Source organism: Nocardia sp. NPDC051463, assembly GCF_040681975.1.
Classification (GTDB): domain Bacteria; phylum Actinomycetota; class Actinomycetes; order Mycobacteriales; family Mycobacteriaceae; genus Nocardia.
On sequence record NZ_JBFBAB010000027.1, the window covers coordinates 40486 to 60644 of the forward strand.

The following is a 20159-nucleotide window of genomic DNA, read 5'->3' on the forward strand; positions in this document are numbered from 1 at the left end:
CGACCGATCGAAAATGTTGGGGTTTCCACGGAACCGATCTTGATTGCCCTACGTCAGAGATAGTGATGAGCTGATTTCTGGAGTGGAGAGTGCGTGTCGATGGGTTCGACAGTGAATTCCACCGCAGCGCAAGGATCTTTACAGCCGGAAACAACTCGTCTGGTGAGCGGTATTCGCAGCTCAGGATCAGAAGAGGGAGTGGCAATGATCAAGATCTATCGAGTGATCGCGTCGTTCGCGGCCGTGGCAACGCTCGGCGTGGGAGCGGCCGGAATCGTTGGCGCCGGTGCGGCATACGCGCATAACGGCACTATCACCGGTCACGAGAAGTACGATTCTATGGCGGAATGCTACAGCGATCTCGACGCCCATCAGGAACACAAATATTGGGGTTGTTCACCGATGTCGGACGGTCGGGCGGAGCTGACGCCAAAAACTTCCTACTGAGTCGAGCCGATAGGGCTCACCCGAGCGGAATTGCGGCTATTGCTCGGTTCGCTGATCAGAAACCCACGTGAGGGTCTCGGCACAATGTGTGTGCTGGGACCCTCACGTGCATTCATTCTCCGCAGCCGCTTGCTGCGGCAGGTTGTCACATGTCGTTAGAGCTGAGTCCGAATCTACGTCGAATCGGGAACGACGCAAGGAAGCCGAGGATCAGTGTCCCGCCGATAACGCCGGTACCGATCAGCGCGACGTTGCGGGCGCCGTGATCCGGGGCCGGAATGGTCGGCGGCAACGGGAGTTGTTTGCTCTTACCCGTGCTCGGCCGCTTGGGCGGCAGCGTCGCGTCGCTCACCTGGTCGGTCAGCGCTGCTATCGGATCGACCGCGCCGTAGCCGATGTAGGGGTTCCATCCCTCGGCGGGGGAGTGCGCGGTGGCCTGGATGCGCTTGATGACCTCCAGCGCACTCAGTTCGGGGAACCGGGCTCGGACAAGCGCGACAACGCCGGACACCAACGGAGTTGCGAAGCTGGTGCCACTGATCGGCCTCTGCTCACCCTGTTGATTCGCCGCGCTGACCGCGGTGCCGTCACTGCGCGGATTGAGGGAGACCATATTCTCGCCGGGCGCGGCCACGCTCAGCCAGGGGCCGGGCACGGTGAACTTGGATGGTGCGCCGTTCGAGTCGATCGACCCGACGGCGAGCACATAGTCGTCCCAGCGGGCTGGGCTGACATTCATTTTGACCTTGCTCCACGGGTCGGCCGTCGGGTCGAGCGGGTCGATCACCGGATTGTCGGTCTGGCAATTGTCGTTGTTGCCTGCGGCGACCACGACGACGGCGTTCTTCTCTATCGTGGCGTAGCGAAGGGCGGCGCCTACTTTGCCGTCTGCCGCAGGGTTTTCGGATCCGCACCAAACCTCGGAAATATTGATCACCGTGGCGCCGCGGTCAGCGGCTCGCACGATCGCCGAAGCCATGGTGCCCAGGTCCCCGTAGCCCTTGGGGAAATCGTCGGGATTGCGTTGCTTCGCAAGGCCGTCCCTCTGATATTTCGTGCTGGTCTGGCGAATGGTCATGATCCGCGCTTCCGGTGCAACACCGGCGAACCCCTGCCCATCGACTTCGGACGCGGCTATCAGGCCGGCGACGAAGGTGCCGTGCCCATCGCAGTCCTCAGTGCCGTCACCTGTATTCGCAACGAAGTCACCTGCCGCGTCCAGCCCTGGCAATCGAGGATGACGGGCCACACCCGTGTCGATCACCGCGATCAACTGGCCCTCGCCACGGGAGAACTGCCATGCGCGATTAAGGTCGAGCGATCGCTGAGCGGTGGGCATCGTCGGTCCTTCGCCGCCAGAACCGGTGTCCGCGCAGTTGGAGTTGGGTGGTCGCTCGGTCTTCTCGGGTGGTACGGCGGGATCGCCTGCGGGCTGCAACGCCGGGTTCACTGCGGGCGGGCGGTCGGCGTGTGCCACACCGTGACCCGCACCGAGGCCGAATGACGCACTCAGACAGAGCGTTACGGCAACGACCGCGACGCGCAATGGCGCCCTCACAGCCCGCGAACGAGCGAGTAGAGCGAGGCCACCCAGAACACCAGCGGCAGTACGGCGGCGACGAATGCGTACTCGAGCAGTTCGACACCGCGCCGCATCGGCGGCGTCGCCGACTGATTCGGGATGATGATGCCGAGAATCATCGCGGCGATCAGAATGACCATCGCTACGCCGAAGATCACCAACGGCTGCTCCATACCGATGCTCGCGCCGACAAGCATGATCAGCACGATGGCCGCGCCGCCCGCGATCAGCACCACGGCCTGTTCGGCGCCCGCGTAGGTGCGGCTGCGGAACATCAGCACGATCGCGCAGACCAGTGCGAGCGCGATGCCCTGCCAGTAGGGACTTTCGGCGTCGGGGTCGGTGGCCGCCAGCGAACCCGCGACGGTGATGAGCGTGGTCGCCGCGACGAGTCCGCCGAGGTACATGCGGGCCCGTTCCGACTTGACCCGCAGTGCGTCCATGGTCGGCAGGGCGCGGTGGTCGTCCGGGTCGGCTTCGGTCGGGTCGATCGGCGTGCCGGGCGAAGGCACCGGTGGTAGCGGGAGTTTGGCGAGCAGCATCGAAACCCGGGGCGCCAGTGAGAGCCCGCCGAGTCCGAGGGCGGCGGCGACCGCGCCGATGGCGGGTACCGACTGCTCGGTGAGCAGGCCGACCATCGCGGCCGGAACCGCGTACACCGCAAGCGTGCTCGCGCCGATGAACAGTGCCAGCCCGACACCGGTGACGCGCCACGCGAGGATCGCGGTGGCGCCGAGCAGGACCGAGCCGAGCAGGATGTGTGCCCAGTTGTAATCGTCGGGCACCAGTAGCATGCCCGCGCTGAACGCGGCGGGCAGCGCGCAACCACCGAGCACGAGCGCGGTGCCGGTGTCGCCGTACATGCGGCTGAGCACCATGCCCGAGACGACGAGCAGGATGGCGACCGCCAGCGCGATCGACCCGCTCACATAGCCGGGTAGCGCGTCTTTGGACAGCAGCAGACCGAGACAGCCGACGATCATGGTGACCGCGGCGATGAGGGAGCCGGTGAGGCGCGCGACCTTCGGAGTCCAGCTGCGGTAGTGGTCGGTGTCCGCGATCGCGACGTTGTACATGATGTCGTCGAACAGCGGCGTCGGCGCTGTGTGCGAAGCACTTTCGAGCATCAGCAGCTCGCCGTCGCGGACACCGTGTTCGCCGAGGCTCAGCGAGTTGGAGAACGGGGGATGGCCGATCCGGGCGAGCACCCACTCGGCGGGCTCGAAGCGCTCGCCCTCGTTGTCGAAATCGTTGGTGCGGCTGTGTTGGGCGACCATGTCGACGACGCTCGGAATCACCAGGGCGACAGGCACGTCGACCGGGATCGCCATATCCACTTGAGTGTGTTTGGCCAGAATCGTCACCCGAGCCAGATCCGGTGCACGGACGATTCCGCGCGAGGACTCTTCGTCGATGTGGTCAAGGCGCGCGTGCGTCAAGCTTCCCCCAACTCGTCTTCTACCTCGTGTTTCCGCAATCGGCATACCCAAGGGCCGAGCTTGCGAACCCACGGTTCGGGCAGCAGAATGCTGGTCGAACTGTACGACATGTCAGCTGCCGGCTCTACACTGAGGCCGAAGTACAGCTGCGTTAAGGGGGATTTCTCGTCCGATGAGTACCGTCCGGTTCCAGCGCCGTGCGCGACGAGAGATGCCGCGTTCTCCCGGTGGTGAAGTCACCCTGCAGCCGCCGCCCGAGATTCCCCGGGTGACGCCGGGCAGTTTGCTCAGCAAGCTGATGCCGGTCGTGATGGTCGTCGGCATGGTCGGGATGATGGCTCTGATGTTCACCCAGGGCGGTGGCATCGCATCGAACCCGATGACGATGATGTTCCCGATGATGATGGTCTTCTCCATGGTCGGCATGTTCGCCGGTCAGGGCGGTGGCAAGGGGCAGAAGGCCGCCGAAGCGAACGAAGACCGCAAAGACTATCTGCGCTATCTCGATCAGGTGCGCAAGGACGTCGACGACACCGCAAGGCAGCAGCGCGCTTCCGTCGAATGGAGCCACCCGGAGCCCGGCCTGATCTGGATGCTCGCAGGTACCAGCCGGATGTGGGAGCGGCGAGCGGGGGACAAGGACTTCTGCCACGCCCGCATCGGTATCGGTGGTCAGCGCCTCGCCACTCGCCTGGTCGCGCCGGAGACCGGCCCGGTCGAAGAGCTCGAGCCGATCGCCGCGGTGTCGCTGCGCCGTTTCGTGCGCGCCCACTCGACGGTCCCCGACCTGCCGACCGCGATCGCGGTGAAGGGCTTCGCGACCATCGCCCTGGACGGCGATCGGGTCGAGGCCAGGGAAATGACTCGCGCAATGTTGTTGCAGCTGTGCATGTTCCAGGCGCCCGATCAGGTGCTCGTCGCCGTGGTCTGCGGCCCGGATACCGCACGTGAGTGGGAGTGGACCAAATGGTTGCCACACACCCAGCACCCCGACGCGCAGGACGGCATCGGCACCCAGCGCATGTTCTACGGCTCGATCCGCGAGGCGATGGCGGGCCTGCATCCGTTGCTGGCCAACCGTGTTCGGTACTCCCGCAATCAGCCTGCCAACATCAACCTGGTGCACATCGTCATCGTGGTCGACGGTGGTCTGCTCGAGGCCGAGGACGATCAGCTGCGTGAATCCGGCTACGAGGGCGTCACACTCATCGACCTGTGTGGGTACGCACCGCGTTTGGCGGTGTCGCGCGGCATCAAGATGGTCGTGGAGAACGGCGAGTGTGTCGGTCGCGGCGCCACCGGCAACCAGGAACGTTTCGCGCTGATCGACCGGATCTCCCCGCAGCAGGCCCAGCAGGTGGCACGCAGGCTCGCGCCGTATCGTGCGGCGACCCAGCGCAGCAGCGATGTCGAGGTCGACGACTCCGAGGTGATCTCGTCGTGGTCGCAGCTGATGAGCCTCGGCGATATCGGCACCTTCAATCCTGAACACGCCTGGCGGCCACGCTACGGTCGCGAGCGGTTGCGGGTGGCGTTCGGTGTCGGCGCGGACGGTCTTCCGGTCGAGCTCGATATCAAGGAAGCCGCGGAGAGCGGTATGGGCCCGCACGGATTGTGCATCGGCGCAACCGGTTCCGGTAAGTCGGAGTTCCTGCGCACCCTGGTGCTCAGCCTGCTCGCCACCCATTCGCCGGACCAATTGAACCTGGTGCTCGTCGACTTCAAGGGGGGCGCGACCTTCCTCGGCCTCGACGGTGTTCCCCATGTCGCGGCGGTCATCACCAACCTCGAAGACGAGGCCGATCTCGTCGACCGTATGAAGGACGCGCTGGCGGGCGAGATGAACCGCCGCCAGGAAGTGCTGCGCCAGGCGGGCAACTTCGCCAACGTCTCCGAGTACGAGAAGGCCCGTGCCGCGGGCGCGGATCTCGATCCACTGCCCGCGCTGTTCGTCGTACTCGACGAGTTCTCCGAATTGCTTACCCAGCACCCGGATTTCGCCGAGCTGTTCGTGATGATCGGCCGCCTCGGCCGCTCGCTGCACGTGCACCTGCTGCTGGCCTCGCAGCGCCTCGAAGAAGGCAAGCTGAAGGGCCTCGAAAGCCACCTGTCCTATCGGATCGGTCTGAAGACCTTCTCCGCCAACGAATCTCGCCAGGTGCTCGGTGTCCCCGATGCCTACAACCTGCCGGGCGTTCCCGGTGGCGGCTATCTGAAGTCCGACTCGGGCGAAATCCAGCGGTTCCAGGCCTCCTATGTTTCCGGCCCGTATGTCGGCGGCGGTTCGCAGCGCGAGGTCACCAGTGCGGGGATCGCGGGTGGTGAGATCGATGTGAAGGCGCGCCCGTTCGCCGCCACGCACGTCGACTTCCGGTCTGCCGACCGGATTCCGTTGCAGGCCACACCCGCCAACGAGCCGGAGCAGCATTCCGAAGACGGCGAACAGATCTCCAATGTGAACATGCTGGTCTCGCGTATCCGCGGCCACGGCCGTCCGGCACACGAGATCTGGCTGCCGCCGTTGGACGAGGCGCCCACCCTCGATCAGCTCATTCCGCGCTCCATCCTCACCGGCGAGTACTCGGCTGTCGCGACGTTGCGAGCCCCGATGGGCATCGTCGACCGGCCCTACGATCAGCGCCGCGATCCGCTGGTCGTCGATCTGTCGGGTTCGCGAGGCAACGTCGCGGTGGTCGGTGGTCCGCAGTCCGGCAAGTCGACGGCGCTGCGCACCATGATCATGGCGCTTTCGCTGACCCACACCGCCGAGCAGGTGCAGTTCTACTGCCTCGACTTCGGTGGCGGCACACTCGCCAGCCTGCAGGGGTTGCCGCATGTCGGTTCGGTGGCAAGCCGATTGGACGATGACAAGGTCCGGCGCACCGTCGCGGAGATGAACACCATCGTCCGGTCCCGTGAGGCGCGCTTCCGTCAGCTCGGTATCGAGTCCATGACCGAATTCCGCCGTCTGCGGTCCATGGACCCCTCCAGCAGCCCGGCCGCTGCGGGCGCACACGAGGATCCCTTCGGGGACGTCTTCCTGGTGATCGACGGTTTCGGCTCGATCCGCCAGGACTTCGATCCACTGGAACAACCGATCATGAACCTTGCGGTGCAGGGTCTTTCGTACGGTGTGCACGTCGTCATCGCGCTGGCACGGTGGGCCGAGGCACGCCCGGCGCTCAAGGACCAGATCGGCACCAGAATCGAGCTGCGCCTGGGTGACCCGATGGACTCCGACCTCGGCCGCAAGTTCGCCGCTCTGGTCCCGCAGGGGCGACCCGGTCGCGGTATGACACCCGAATGCCTGCACATGCTGACCGGTCTGCCCCGCATCGACGGCAGCGCCGACCCCACCAATCTCGGTGCGGCGGTTGGCGAGGCAGTCGCGACGATCGCCCGCCTCACGCCGGGCAGGCACGCGCCCGCGGCCCGCATGCTGCCGGAGATGTTGCCACGCGAACAGCTGCTGCAGCTGGCGGGCAACTGGCCGTCGCAGGTCGACCCGGAACGCAAGAACATGCGTATTCCCCTTGGTATCAACGAATCCGAGCTCGCGCCGGTCTACATCGACTTCAACGAGAGCCCGCACTTCATCGTCATCGGTGACACCGAATCCGGTAAGACGACGTTGTTGCGTTCGATCATCGAGGGCATCGCCGCGTCGAACACTCCGAATCAGGCGCGCTTCATCCTGGGCGACTACCGGCGCACCATGCTCGGTTTGGTGCCCGACGGGTACCTCGCGGGTTACGGATCGACCGGACCACAATTCACCCAGAACATGTCCGATCTCGCCGCCTATGTCGCCCAGCGGACGCCGGGGCAGGACGTCACGGCGCAGCAGCTGCGCGATCGCTCGTGGTGGAGCGGACCGGAGTTGTTCGTCATCATCGACGATTACGACCTGGTCGCCACCTCCATGGGCAACCCGGTGTCGGTGTTGGTCGAGCACTTGCCGCACGCGCGCGACCTCGGCTTCCACCTGATCATCGCCCGCCGCTCCGGCGGCGCGAGCCGTGCGATGTACGAGGCCACGCTGGCCAGGATGAAGGACCTCGGCTCGGCGGGCCTGATCATGAGCTGCAACAAGGACGAAGGCGTGCTGATGGGCACCACGCGTCCCGGCCTCAAACCGCCGGGCCGCGGCACCTACGTCACGCGCAACACCGAGGATCTGATTCAGCTGGCGTGGATGCCGGCGGCGGAGTGATGTCCGTCGTCGACCTGGTGGTCACCGACACGCGCATCTGGGCGTGCGGTCCGGCCACCCATTGGGATGTGCCGCCGTCGGTTGTGCTCGGCAGCAACGGGGATCTGGTCGTCGGTGAGCCGTTGACGCCGCCGACCCAGGTCAGCTCCGCCGTCCAGTTCGTCGCGGGGGAGCGGATCGCACTGCTGCCACGGGTGCCCGCTGTCGCCGAGGCGATGACGGCGATCCTCGGCACTGTGCTGCAGAACCTCGGCGTCGCTACCCCCTGTGGCCGGGTCACCGTCGCGTGTCCGACGGAGTGGGGCGCGCGTCGGCGAGCGGTTCTCGAGGCCGCGCTACGCCGCTTCGCCAACGATGTCGTGTTCGAGGACCTAGCCGTTCGTGCGGTGGATGCCGATGAGGGCGCCGACCGCAGTAGCCGCACGGTGGTGCTGGAGTTCGGCCCGCTCTCGACCACCGCGAGCACCGTCGTGCGCAGCCATCTGGGCACGCATGTCGAATCATGCGAGCACGAACCGAATCTCGCGCTCGCCGACCTCGGCCTCGACCCGCGCGCTGCCGACGATCTCGCCGCGCTCGTCGGCAGGCTGCTCGCCGGCCGCCCTGCCGATGTCGTTCAGGTGGTGGGTGTTTCGGATGCGGCGAAACTCGAGGTGATCCGCTCGGTGGTTCCGCCGATCGCCGGACCGGCCGTCGAGCTGCGGCCGATCGCGGGCGCCGACCTGGTGCGCGGGCCACGGCCGGACCCCGACTATCGGACCGAGGCTGTCGCGGCGCTGCCGACCGGCGAGTGGATGCAGCCGCTTCGACAGCGTGCGGCCGCCGTCCAGGGTCCCGATCGTCGCCGCACCGGATACCTGGTCGCCGCCGTCGCCGGTGTTCTGGTTGTCGCCGCGGCGGCGGTGGGAGCGGTGGTCGTCCTCGGCGGTTCGCAGGGCACTCCCGCGGTGTCTGCGGGACCTCCGGCGTCGGTCCACGCGACCGCGCAAGCGACGGCCACAGGCAAGCCCGCGCCACCGCCAGGAGGTGCACCAGCATCGGAAACCATTGGGCGCGTTCGTTTTCAGATACCGAGCGGCTGGCGTCTCGCGCAGGCTCCGGACCCGAGCAGACCGCGCGTCGACCTCGTGCCGGAGGACGGCACCCGGATGCGGATCACCATGATCCAAACACCGGTCGCCGCGGGGATCGGTTATGAACAGGTGGCCAGGAGCCTCGAGGCGCAGATGCGGCAGAAGCCCAATGGTGCGCCGACCGACCTGAAGCATGACCAGGTGTTCGGTGGAAAGTCGGGCCTCGCCTATACCGAAAGGCCCGGTGACGGTTCCACGGTGCGTTGGCATGTGCTGGTCGAGTACGGGCTGCAGGTCAGCACCGGATGTCAGTTCCTCGGCGAGTGGGAGTCGATCGCGCCGGCCTGCGAACAGTTCGCGACCTCCGTGCAGGTGACTCCGTAAAATATTGTGCCCGTGGAGAAATCAATCCATCGGACACCGACATCGGAGGAAAAAATTCGTGCCCCCGGCAGAATCTGCCGGGGGCACGAATGGTCTGAGTCCTCCAGTGTCAGAAGAGGTTCGCCAGGGCGCTGTCCGTGCTCTGCAGCTCGGAGTTGCCCTTGCTGACCAGCTGACCGGCACCGACCAGCGTCGCATTCAGCTGCTCGACATTCTGGTTCCAGGTGGTCTGCATCTGGCCGAATGCATCGTTCGCTGCACCCTTCCAGTTCTGCGTGATAAATTCCTCGATCTTCTTGTGGAAGGAGGTCAGTTCGTCTCGAATGCCCTCGGCGCGCTTGATGATCTGCTGCGCTCCATCGGCCACTCCGTCGAAATTGGCGGAGATATTCTGCGAGCTACCGGCCATTCTTCAGGCTCCTTTGTTGCGAGTTTCGAATTAGACGGCGGGAAGGTCGAGGCTGGATACCTGAGCCTGAACCTGCCGGGAGAAGTCGGTGTCCTGATCTTCGAACGACGAGCCGGCCTTGATGAGCTTTTCCGAGGTCTCCATCAGCTTGTCATTGAGCTTGTCGGCCTGGAAGTAGTAGCGCTCCATGAACGCGTTGAACGCGTCGCGCGCCTGGCCCTTCCAGTTGGCGCCGTTGGTGACGTTGTCCTCGTCGGTCTTCAGCTGCCGGATGGCGAGCATCAGATTGTTGTGCTGCTCCTGAAACTCCTTCGCCTTCTGCGCGATCAACTCGGGACTAGCATCGAGATGCCCTGCTTCCGCCATTGCGGCTCCTCCTCTTTCTTCTCATGATCAACGTTGCAGGTGCCAGCTGACCTGTTCATAGTGTTTGGACGTGTGCACTGCTCGATCGGTTCCATCGAATTCGAAAAATCTGTTGGCCGTCATCGAGTTTCATCGCCCTGCGCGTTGTCGACTGGCTGCACCATGGCCAGAGTGCCCTGGATGAGATCCCCCCGGACGTTCTCGACCGCGGTGCCGTCGCATCGGTCGCTGCCAGCGCTCGGCTCCCCTCCTTCCCCCTGTGCTCGCTACCACCTGAAACTGGCGAGTGGGCTGGCTGGGCATCACCCTACCGAATGGCGTGCTGGAGCGCTAGCGACAACGACGGCGCGGTTGAGCGGCCGACGGTGCTTCGGCTGGGACTTATCAAGGATCGTCCTGCGTTGCGCAGGTTTACTTCACGACCTTCGCGATCGTGGGGACCATCTTGTCGATGAGGGCGTTCTGGGACTGATCGGTCCAGACTTGAAACGCCTGCACGGTCGATGGATCGTCCACTACCACGATCTTGGCTGTACTCTGCAGGATGGAGTTCGGCAGACCGCGCAGACCGCCGTTCTTCGCTTCGCTGTCTGACCTCAAGACGATGACGACCTCGGAATCAATGTCGATCGAATAGCTACTGACCGACAGCGCTCGCGGTGACTTCTCGTCGCCGACCGCCTTGTATTTGGGGCTGTACTGGAAGCCGATGTTCTGCAGGAATTTGGCTTGCTGGCTGGGGTTGAGCGCCGCCGAGAGCGTGGCGTTGCCGAAACTGAAGGCGGTCACCGTTTTTCCCCCGAATTGCGGATTGGCACTGCGGACCATAGCCAACTGGTCGCCACCCGCGCCGGACTCCGACGCGCGGCTGGTGAAGAAGAAAGTGCCCGCCGCGACGGCGGCGACGACGACGGCCAGGATCGCGGGCACCAGAAATCGGCGGGCCGGCGATGGCTTGTGGCTGTTTCGCGCCGTCGCGACAAGTCGTTGGTCGGTATCTTCCCGTTGCTGCGATACGTATCCGGCAACAGGCACGCGCGGATCGGTGGTAGGTCCGGTGAGGAGAATGCGGGGATCGGTGACGGGTGCGATGTGCGGCATTCGCGTGTCGGTCGAGTAGCCGGCCTCGGGTGCTCGGAACTGGTTGCCGTACAGGGCTGCCTCGGCCGCCTGAGTGAATTCCCGGCAGGTGGCGTAGCGGTGCGCCGGGTCCTTGGCCATCACCTTCTCGATCACACCGTCGAGCGCGGCGGGCAGGCCGGGGCGAACCGAACTCAATTTCGGTGGCGGCTCGTGCAAGTGCCCCATCATGACCACCGCGGGCATGGTCGACGGGTAAGGGTTCTGACCGGTCAGCAGCTTGAAGAAGGAGCAGCCGAGGCTGTAGATATCGGCGCGGTGGTTCAGGCTGGTCCCGACCAATTGCTCAGGCGGCGCGTAGGCGACGGTGGCCATGAAATTGCCTGTTGCCGTCAGGTCTTGGCCGTCATCCGAGGATTTCGCGACACCGAAGTCGGTCAGCAGGATCCGCTCGTCGTCGCCTTCCTCCGCGGCGGAGAGCAAGAAATTGGCCGGCTTCACATCGCGATGCAGCAGTCCGCGTCGGTGGGCGTAGTCGAGTCCCTTGCCCACCTCGGACACGATCCGCAGGGCACGTTGCGGGGTCATGACCGCCGGCCCCTTCTTCGCCTCCTCCGAGGCGTCGGTGCCCTCGACATACTGCATGGCGATCCACAGCTGACCGTCCTCTTCGCCACGGTTGTACACCGCAACGATATTCGGATGGTCGAGTCCCGCGGCCAGATTCGCCTCGCGCTCGAACCTGGCGCGGAATTCACCATCGGTGGACAGGTCGGCGCTGAGCACCTTCAAAGCGTCACGGCGGGGCAGGATCGGGTTCTGTGCCAGGTACACGGTGCCCATTCCCCCCGCGCCCAGGACCTGAAGCACCCGGTAGCCGCCAACGATTGCGCCGGGCCGCAACGCCATTCGGTCCTCCCTCAACGATGTCGAAAGCTCGAACATGCCGAGCCTCCCGGAGGAATCTAGCAAGTCACCGCCGGGTATTCGACTTGCATCCGGGTGCGGACGAGCCTGGTGCGACCAGGTACAAGCCCCTGCCGCTTGCGATCGTCCTCAGCTACTCGTGATCAGGGCATACTGCGCGGAGATCTTTTGATGGAGGTCCTGCAACTGTTTGCCGAAGGCCTGCACGAGGTACCGGTCGACATGAAAGCTGCAGATATTCATGACCACGGTCTGCGTCTCACCGGATTTGGCCGTCTCGGCATAGCATTCGACCTGCTGTGCGAGCGCGGAAGGGGAATCGACCATCTTTTGATTCGGCTCCAGGGTGGTGGAGGGCTGCCACTCCTTCCAGAGTGTCTGTGCACCCTTGTCGGATCGGCTTCGAAACACCACGGCGTCGCCGAACGCGACGAGGTCGACTTCGCCCTGTTCCAATGCCGACAGTGACGACGGCCGGGCCCGCAACAGCGACAATGTGCCGCGGCCGGTATAGACGCCGTCCGGTTCGGTGCGCAATGGCGATTCAGGATTGCTCGGCAGGGTGCGCCCGAGCAGACCCTGTGGATCGAGGGCGACATGTTTCAGCTCGTCGGCGGGTGTCGGCTGGAACCGGTCGATCAGTGGAATCTGCACGTCGAGCATCCGCTCGACCTGGTTCGTCAGGGCAGGGAGGTCCGGCGCGGCGGTGTCGTCGACGACCTTGACGAAGATGACGTACCGATCATGCACGGTCCACGAGCCGATCGAGGAGATGTCCGGCCGCCAATGTGCCGTCGTGTTCGGATGTTTGGTGATCGGAACCGGCTGGTTGTCGCGGTTGTAGGTGAAGTCGTCGTGTTCGAGGGCCGGCCCGACTGCCGATGCGGTCTTCGCGTCCGGGAACATCAGCACCGCGACATTCAGGGTGCGGCGCTCGGCCGCGGGTTCGCCTCCGGTCTGCCAGGCATTGACCCAGCCGGCCACCAAATCCTTCGCGACATCATCGAAGGTGTCGTTGATGACGAGGTTGCCCAGAGTTTTTCGGTTGAGTACGACGTGCGGACGGATCAGCCACGCGTCCTCGACATAGGACGGATCGGCTTCGAAGGGCAGGGCGACATAGTCGGACAACCGCTGTGCTTCGCGGGCACGCGCCTGCCGGTCGCTTCTGGCGTTACCGATCTCGTGTGGCTTCGTCTGGTAGTTGCCGACATCGAGCTTCGATACGTCGGACGGTACTCGCGTGGGCATTCCGGTCACCGCCGAGCCACAGGCGCCGAGACCGATCGTCAGTGCCGCGGCGGTGAGTAGGATTCCGACGGCTCGAACCGGCGTCGATCCAACGGCGAGCATCACGCCCTTCCCTTCGTTCGCGTAGTTCTCATCTAGTGTCCGTAGGCAAGTAACTTGTACTGCGCCGCAGTCCGCTGATAGAGCTGCTGCACGCTGCTGGTCTGCACCCGCGCGGCGTATCGGTCATATCCGAAGTAGCACACCGGCGAATAGCGGTCCTTGCTCGTTTTGGAATCCTTGGTGTCGAAACACTTCACGCCGGGCATATGTGGTGGACTATCGATTGCCTTATAGCCCTTGGCTTCCTGATCGATAAAAGCGGCGATCAAGCGCTCCGGGCTTTTGGTATCCCGGGTTCGATAGAGCTGGCCGCCGGAAAACGCGACCAGATCGACGCCCGCGTCGTCGAAGGCGGCCTTGGTGAGAGTGGGGTAATGATCGGTATGTAGTGCTGCCTGCCTGGGCAGCGCCATCGACAGATCGCCGCGGTCGGTGGGCTTCCCTTGGTCGTCCAGCGGCAGGGTGCGGCTGAGCAGGCCGTCGACGTCGAGTGGTAGCGATCGGAGTTGATCGACAGGGGTGGGTGTATAGCCCTTCAATCCTTCGATCAGCTTAGTGAAGGTTTGTTGCGTCAGATCGACGAGCCGTGCCGTGTCCACAGGTTCGCTGACCGGATCGTCGACGTGAACGAGCAGGAGCATGGGACCATCTACCAATTGCGAATCGAGATATCGACTTTTCGGATTCCATTTCGCGCGGGCGTCGGGCCGTTCCGGAATTTTGATGGACTCACCGGGGGAAGACTCTTGCTGACGGTCCGCGATTCGTGCGGCGGCCGCCTGGGCTAGAGCGCTATTTTCGAATCGCAATGTGTACAGATCTAATCCGGTACCGAGGCCGACTTGTTCGCGACGCTGGCCACGCGAGTACCAGCCGGCGATGAAACCGGGGGTGAGGTCATTGAAGTCTCTGGTGTTGAGTGACGGCAGTGCCGTCGGATCGCCGGGAGTAATCCGCCGGTCCCAATATATGCTTGTTTTGAAGGCGAACTTTCCGTCTACGTCCGCTGGGAGGGGGGTTGCGTTACCGATTCGGATGGCTTCCTGGCGTGCTCCCGATGTCTCCGTTCGGCTCGCTTCGATATCTCGCGGAACCGTCGCGTAGTTGCCGGAATCCAGCGCGGCCGCGTCGATGGCGCGAGTGGCTGGCTCAGTGTCACCGTCACCGCAGCCTGCGGATATGCCGATCGCAGCGGTCAGGATGACGCACCAGATATGTCGAGATCGCATCCCGTCCTCACTCGCTCTTTGCCAGAATTGCGTACTGGGCGGCGGCTCGCTGGTACAGCGCCGGATCCGACCGCGCAGAGTAGGGCGCTTTCGATATCACGACGGCCACGTACCGTCCATAGACCACCGCACACAGATCGTCGTAGGACCGGGATGGGTCGGAGGAGTCGAGCTTCAAACATCTGACATCGGGTAGCCCTGGCGGCGGGGCCAACTCCTCATCATTCTTTCCAGCCTTGACCAGCACGTTCTGCAAGTGGAACGCGGCAGCGAGATCGCGTGTCCGATAGATGACCCCGGCGCGCCGTCCGACCAGATCGACTCCGCTTTCCTCGAATGCTTTCCCGATTTCGACAGGGTTGCGCTCGAAATGAAGCTGTCCGGATGGTTCGTACGGACCGAAGTCGTGATCGAAAATGAACGGATCGCTGTAATCCTTCGCTTTGGGCAGCGCTCGACGCATGATGCTGTCCGGATCGGTGGGGAGATCCAGCACATCATCCAGCGGGGTGGGTTGTTGCTGATCCAGACGGGCGAGCTGTTGGTCGATCGTCTTCCCGATAACGCTCGAAAGGGAACGTTGATTCGGTTCCGGGACCGCGGCATTGGCCAGAATGACATATGGGCCGTGTGACACGAACGAGATGGCGGTTATATCGTCTGCTGATGATGCCCTGGCATCGGGGCGGTTCTCGATCGGAATCGGGTGACGTCCGGGATCGGCGTTGGTGATCTGATCGAACTCTTGGGTTGCTTTTCGGCCGGCAGCTTCGGTGGGGAACCGTAGGACGGAAATGATCAACTTTTTCCGATGCCGGAGGTCGCCGTTGATTCGCGAAACATATGCGCCGGCAATCAGGTTGTTGTCGACAGCAGCAGGCCGATACTGCTGTGGAAATGTATCCGACGTGACCATCTGTTCGCCATCGAAGAACAGCTCTACATCGGTGAGGACCGTGATGTCACTGTCGATATCGGACGGATGCACCAGGTAGTTGAGCATCCGACGCGCCTCCACGAGGCGCAATTCGCCCGGAGTGCTGATCTCCGCGTCGTATCCGGTGGGTTCGGGGGAGTACGCCCCTACCTTCAAGGATGGAAGATCCACCGGCGTCAATCCCGGTCCGGCGCTTCCCGAGACGCTGGTCGAGCAACCAGCACTCGCCACAGCTGCCACGATGACCAGCGCCGCCAGCCCGCCTCTGTACTTCATACTTCCCCCGTCCCGGCAGGTCCTTCGCCATCGTCCGTTCGTCCGTCCGGGACGACGGCCGGCGTCACACCCACCCCTCGTTCGGTAGTTCTCGCGGGATATTACTTCACTCGCGCATACCGCACCGAGATCAGTTTTCCAGCGGAAGCTCCGTTCGCTGGTATCAGAGACTGTTGGCGAGCAGGGCGTATTGCGCCGCGACCTTCTGTCGGACGTCAGGCTCTTTGTCGCTGGTCACCACGCCGACGTACTGCTTGTACGCCACATAGCACCGGTATTTGTATTCGCGATCCGGATCGCCTTTGCTGTTGAGCTTCAGGCACTTTGCGCCGGGGACGTCGTTGGGTGCGCCGATCGGGTCGAACTGGCTGCCCGCGCTGCTGATGAGTCCGGTGATGAGTTTCTCGGCGGCGGCGGAATCGCGCACCCGCGTCACAGAACTGGCATCGACGACGGCGACACGGTCGACACCGGTCTCCTCCACCAGGCGTTTGCGGACGCCTTCGTCTTCGGAGGAGCTGATCATGAAATTCGCTCCGTAGATGGCGAAACCGGCGCTGTCGGGGGTATGACTCTTGCGGTCGGCGACCGCGACCCTGGCGAGCAGGCCGTCGGGGTCGACCTTCAAGGTGCTGAGCTTGTTCTGCGGGGTGGCCTGGAATTTGTCCAGCGCGGAGGTCTGGGCGGCGAGGGTCTTTTCGACCCAGCTCAGCAGGTCGGGGCCGTCGGCCTTCGGACGTTGGACGAAAAGTGAGATGACGAATTCCTTGTAGGCCATGAAGGTGCCGATGCTGGGAACGCCAGGGCGCCAATGGTTATAGGAGTCGGGGAATTTCGTCGACTGGAGCTTGCGGTTGTCGGGGGAGACCGCGAGATCGGTGTCCTCCAGCTCCCTGGCGGCGAGCTTCGCGGCGGCCTCGTCGGGGAAACGGAGCACGACGTTGGTGACGGCGGTGGCCTCCGGCGCCGGCCGCTTCTGGCCGGGTGGATCCGGCCGGTCCGCGCCGATGGCCGCATAGCCGACGACCATCTTGCGGTTTTCCAGGATCGGCTTGGACACATTGGCCAGGAAGTCGATGGCATCCTCGGCGGTGGCGATCAACGTGCTGCCACGGCCGTAGTTGAGCGCCGGGTCGACCCGAACGGTCGGGACGACGACTTCCGACATCCGCATGCCCTCGAGCAGCGCCCCGTTGCTGCCCGCGTCTTGTGGGTACTTGTGGCGGTCGACCTGGTAGGCGCCGACCTCCAGCTTGCGGACGTCCAGTTCCCCGGCGGTCGGCGTGCCCGGCACGCTGCATCCGGTCACGACACCCGCCAGCCCGATGCAGGCCGCGGCAAGCGCAATGCGCGAAATCCGAACCATGACAGGCCCCTCATTCCTCCCGTTGTACATGTGAAGTTACCGGAGTCATACGCAGAAGGTTCAATAGATCGTGTCGCTCGTATTGCCATATTCTGGTGTCGTGACGACGAACCCGCACTCCACAGCCGTCGGGGGCCGATACTGTTGAAGGATCGGCAGGTTGAGGTCGTCGCGGGAGGACATGCGGTCGCCAGAGTCGAGGGCGCGGTGGTGGTCGTCGCCCATCGTGGGCCTGGCAAGCCGACTTCGCAATCACCTGCGGTGCTGGCTCTGGATTCCATTGCCGAGCTCATCCGTACGGCCACCGAGCAGCGGCCCGCCGGGCCGGGCGCATTGGTGGCGCGGGAGGCCACCCGCTGGTTAATGAAGCACGCCGAACAGATCAGCCCTGGCGAGCCGATCGATTTCGGTGTGCTGTCCGCGGCCGAGACCGGTGGGGTGGCGATTTTCCTGCACGGCTCTGTTACCGCGGTGCTCGCCGGACACGGCACGATCGAGCGATATCGAGGCAGCGACGCGGCCTTCACTGTCGATCGCGTCGCGAGCGTCCCGCCGCGGGCGGTCGCATTGTTCGTCGACGATGCCAAGGGGCGCGTTCCCGAGCTGCCCGCCGAGCGGGGGATCGGCTGGCTGGTGGAGGGCATCGCGCAGGCAGGCGGCGCTATCGTCTGGTCGGATCCGGTGCGCGGTAGGTCCGGCGGGGTCGGACCGGCCGCCGACCATCAGCGCACCCCACCACCGACCGCGCACATCGAGGCAGGGCCCGCGCTTGCCGCCGAACCGAACGCGGACCCGTATCCGACCGGGACGCAGGCGTCGACGGCGATGCTCGATGCCGCTGGGGATCAGCACGGCGATGCTTTCCCGGATTACCACGACATCGACCCGCACTACGCCCCGACTCAGGCAGGCGGCATCAACCCGGCGCCGTTACCGGATCCGGATCTGCGGCGCAGGCTGGAGGCCACTGCCAAGGCCACCGTCCTCGCCGTGAAGGTGCTCGGATTCAAGTGTGCGCGTGCCCATCCCAGCGATCCGCGCTCGGCGTTCTGCACCGTGTGCGGGATGCCGGTCGACCAGACCCAGCAATTGATCGAGGTGGTCCGTCCGCCGCTCGGCATGCTGATTCTCGACGACGGCATGACCTACGTGCTGGCCGCGGATGCCGTGCTCGGACGTGATCCCGAGCATTCCGAGCAGGCACAGCGCGGCCTGATTCCGCTCGCGGTCGAGGACTCCTCGGGCGGTATGTCCCGCGCGCACGCCGAGATCATGCTGGTGAATTGGGATGTTTCCGTGGTGGATCGGGGTTCTACCAATGGCACCCGCACCCGCCTGCCCGGCTACCGTGATTGGGTGCGGTTGCCACCGAATCAACCGCTGGTGCTGGTGCCGGGCACCGAGATCCTGATCGGTAACCGCGTCCTGCGATTCGAACCCGCCGCGTCGCCCCCGTTCGGCTAGCCCGCTGTCGTGCGAGTACTGCCACCCCGACCGGCTGCCCGGACGGTCGGCCATGGGGGCGCAGTGGTCACGAATATCGCGACATACAGGTCTTTTCGCCGTTGATGACGCCCGCGCGAAACGCGTCGACACGGGAGAACCCACTTCGCACCGTCTGGCCCTGTACGTCGCTTGCGGCCAGTCCGTCTGTCAGCAGTCCGGATACGGCTTCGTCGAGGTCGCCCGCGGCGAGCGTGATATCGCCCTGGGAGATCGGACGTCCCGCTTGGGCGAGTTTCCCGGTGACCACCCCGGACAAGCAGGCCGCACGCAATCCGGTCTTGGCGCCGACCAGCGGCTGGCCGTTGCTCTGCTGTACGGCAAGGGTGTATCGGGAAATAAAGACGACATAGCCGTTGTAGTCGCCGGTCACCTTCAGTGGCAACGGATTGTCGATGTCGGCGTTGGAGGTGCCGCGCTGTGCGAGTTCGGGGATATCCGTCGCGATGGTGTTCTCGGCGGGACAATAGGAGACGGGTTCGGTGGTGACGCCGTCGCGGCAGTCGATCTTCGCGCCGGAGTAGTTGTAGGTCGGCGTCTGCTCGATCGGCAGGATCGCGGCGAGCGCCTTGCTCAGCTCGATCAGGTTGTCCTTGGTGATCGGGTATTCGCCGCGGCCCTGGTCGCCGGTGAAACTCTGCGGCAGATTGCCACGCCGTCGTGCGATCTCGTTGATATCAATAGCCTTGCACGCCTTGGGGCCGTCGGTGAAACCGATCTGCACCGCGGTGACCCGTTCGAAGGCCGAGCCGTGCACGCTCTCCGGGTCGTCGGGGTCGGCATCGCGGATCGCGACCGTCGCGGCGAGCACCGAGTTGAGGCCGTCGGAGGTGTTGATGGTGAAATGCGCGGCGCCGCCCTCGGCCACATGCCGCATGAACGCGCCCGCGAAGCAGTCGGCCTGTTGTTCTTTGACGATCACCGGGTCCTTGGGCGCAACGATCTTCGCCATACTCTGGATGGCGTGCCCGTATTCGTGGGCGAGCACCATGACCACCGACATTCTGCCGAAAGTTTCCTCCATCGTCGGCAACAGCACCGAACGGTCCCAGCCGATGGAGTTGTCCAGTCGACAGTAGGCGGCGTTCACCAGGTGATAGGTGGTTTCCTTACAGAACTCGGGAGCCTGACTCTTCTGCGCTTTCGCACTCCAGGAGATGAGCTTGTCGACCGGCTTGAACTCGCCCTGGAATTCTTTGCCGAATTCGCTGCGCCAATAGGTTTGAATATCGTCGACGGCGTTGAGCGCGAGGGTGTCGGTCGCGCCGCCGTCACCGTTGGTAGCCGCGAGGCCGGTATCGGGGACGCCGTCGCGCGGTCCGCTCGGCCCGCTGGTGGTCGGCAAACCCGCCACTTTGAACGGATCGTCGTAGACCGAGACCGCCCTGCCCTGCACCGAACGGGTGCAGCCTGCCAACAGCGTCACCGCGCACAGTACGGCCGTAAAGAGCGCGGTTGCTTGGAGTTTCGGCAAGGCTCCCCCTGGTCGGCCGGAAGACGTTCACATCGGTCGCCGGATCGGGGTAATGGCGCATCGGGGGCACCGCCGATGTCCGGGTGATGGAATAGTATCCG

The 20159-nt window shown here is 64.4% G+C and carries 14 protein-coding genes; 4 read left to right on the forward strand and 10 right to left on the reverse strand.

Going from position 1 to position 20159, the window contains the following annotated elements:
• Positions 1–204: 204 nt before the first annotated feature.
• Positions 205–447 (forward strand): hypothetical protein, encoded by a 243-nt coding sequence (locus tag AB0M74_RS27835; RefSeq protein WP_366529248.1) that lies wholly within the window; start codon positions 205–207, stop codon positions 445–447.
• 145 nt (positions 448–592) lie between these two features.
• Here the strand turns inward: AB0M74_RS27835 and mycP are convergent, their stop codons facing one another.
• The gene (gene mycP, locus AB0M74_RS27840; RefSeq protein ID WP_366529249.1) at positions 593–1786 is read right to left on the reverse strand and encodes a type VII secretion-associated serine protease mycosin; all 1194 of its coding nucleotides are present in this window, start codon (positions 1784–1786) and stop codon (positions 593–595) included.
• 215 nt (positions 1787–2001) lie between these two features.
• Complete coding sequence (eccD, locus tag AB0M74_RS27845; protein WP_366529250.1) at positions 2002–3468, reverse strand: type VII secretion integral membrane protein EccD; 1467 nt, start codon at positions 3466–3468, stop codon at positions 2002–2004.
• 172 nt (positions 3469–3640) lie between these two features.
• On the opposite strand from eccD, the gene eccCa reads away from it, so the two are divergent.
• Both eccCa and AB0M74_RS27855 read left to right on the forward strand, forming a co-directional pair.
• Positions 3641–7681, forward strand: coding sequence for a type VII secretion protein EccCa (gene eccCa / locus AB0M74_RS27850; protein WP_366529251.1), 4041 nt, complete (start codon positions 3641–3643; stop codon positions 7679–7681).
• Entirely contained in the window at positions 7681–9138 is a 1458-nt protein-coding gene (locus AB0M74_RS27855; RefSeq protein WP_366529252.1) for a type VII secretion-associated protein, read from the forward strand. The genes eccCa and AB0M74_RS27855 overlap by 1 nt, the downstream gene beginning before the upstream one ends.
• A 109-nt stretch (positions 9139–9247) precedes the next feature.
• On the opposite strand, the gene AB0M74_RS27860 is transcribed toward AB0M74_RS27855, so the two are convergent.
• From AB0M74_RS27860 to AB0M74_RS27890, 7 genes are all read right to left on the reverse strand, one after another.
• Positions 9248–9547 (reverse strand): WXG100 family type VII secretion target, encoded by a 300-nt coding sequence (locus AB0M74_RS27860; RefSeq protein WP_328409353.1) that lies wholly within the window; start codon positions 9545–9547, stop codon positions 9248–9250.
• A 30-nt stretch (positions 9548–9577) separates the two neighbouring features.
• Complete coding sequence (locus AB0M74_RS27865; protein ID WP_328409355.1) at positions 9578–9913, reverse strand: WXG100 family type VII secretion target; 336 nt, start codon at positions 9911–9913, stop codon at positions 9578–9580.
• A 411-nt stretch (positions 9914–10324) separates the two neighbouring features.
• On the reverse strand, positions 10325–11902 hold the full coding sequence (locus tag AB0M74_RS27870) for a serine/threonine-protein kinase (protein WP_366529253.1): 1578 nt from the start codon (positions 11900–11902) through the stop codon (positions 10325–10327).
• Between the two features lie 147 nt (positions 11903–12049).
• A complete protein-coding gene (locus AB0M74_RS27875; protein WP_366529254.1) occupies positions 12050–13273 on the reverse strand; it encodes a hypothetical protein in 1224 nt (407 codons plus the stop codon).
• A gap of 32 nt (positions 13274–13305) precedes the next feature.
• Entirely contained in the window at positions 13306–14502 is a 1197-nt protein-coding gene (locus AB0M74_RS27880; protein WP_366529255.1) for a hypothetical protein, read from the reverse strand.
• A gap of 7 nt (positions 14503–14509) precedes the next feature.
• The gene (locus AB0M74_RS27885) at positions 14510–15715 is read right to left on the reverse strand and encodes a hypothetical protein (protein ID WP_366529256.1); all 1206 of its coding nucleotides are present in this window, start codon (positions 15713–15715) and stop codon (positions 14510–14512) included.
• Between the two features lie 163 nt (positions 15716–15878).
• Complete coding sequence (locus AB0M74_RS27890) at positions 15879–17081, reverse strand: hypothetical protein (protein WP_366529257.1); 1203 nt, start codon at positions 17079–17081, stop codon at positions 15879–15881.
• A gap of 144 nt (positions 17082–17225) precedes the next feature.
• Between AB0M74_RS27890 and AB0M74_RS27895 the strand changes: the two genes are divergently transcribed.
• Positions 17226–18545: an FHA domain-containing protein gene (locus AB0M74_RS27895; protein ID WP_366529258.1), complete on the forward strand. Its 1320-nt coding sequence runs from the start codon at positions 17226–17228 to the stop codon at positions 18543–18545.
• Between the two features lie 67 nt (positions 18546–18612).
• On the opposite strand, the gene AB0M74_RS27900 is transcribed toward AB0M74_RS27895, so the two are convergent.
• Positions 18613–20058, reverse strand: a complete 1446-nt coding sequence (locus tag AB0M74_RS27900) for a metallopeptidase (protein ID WP_366529259.1) — start codon at positions 20056–20058, stop codon at positions 18613–18615.
• Positions 20059–20159: the final 101 nt, after the last annotated feature.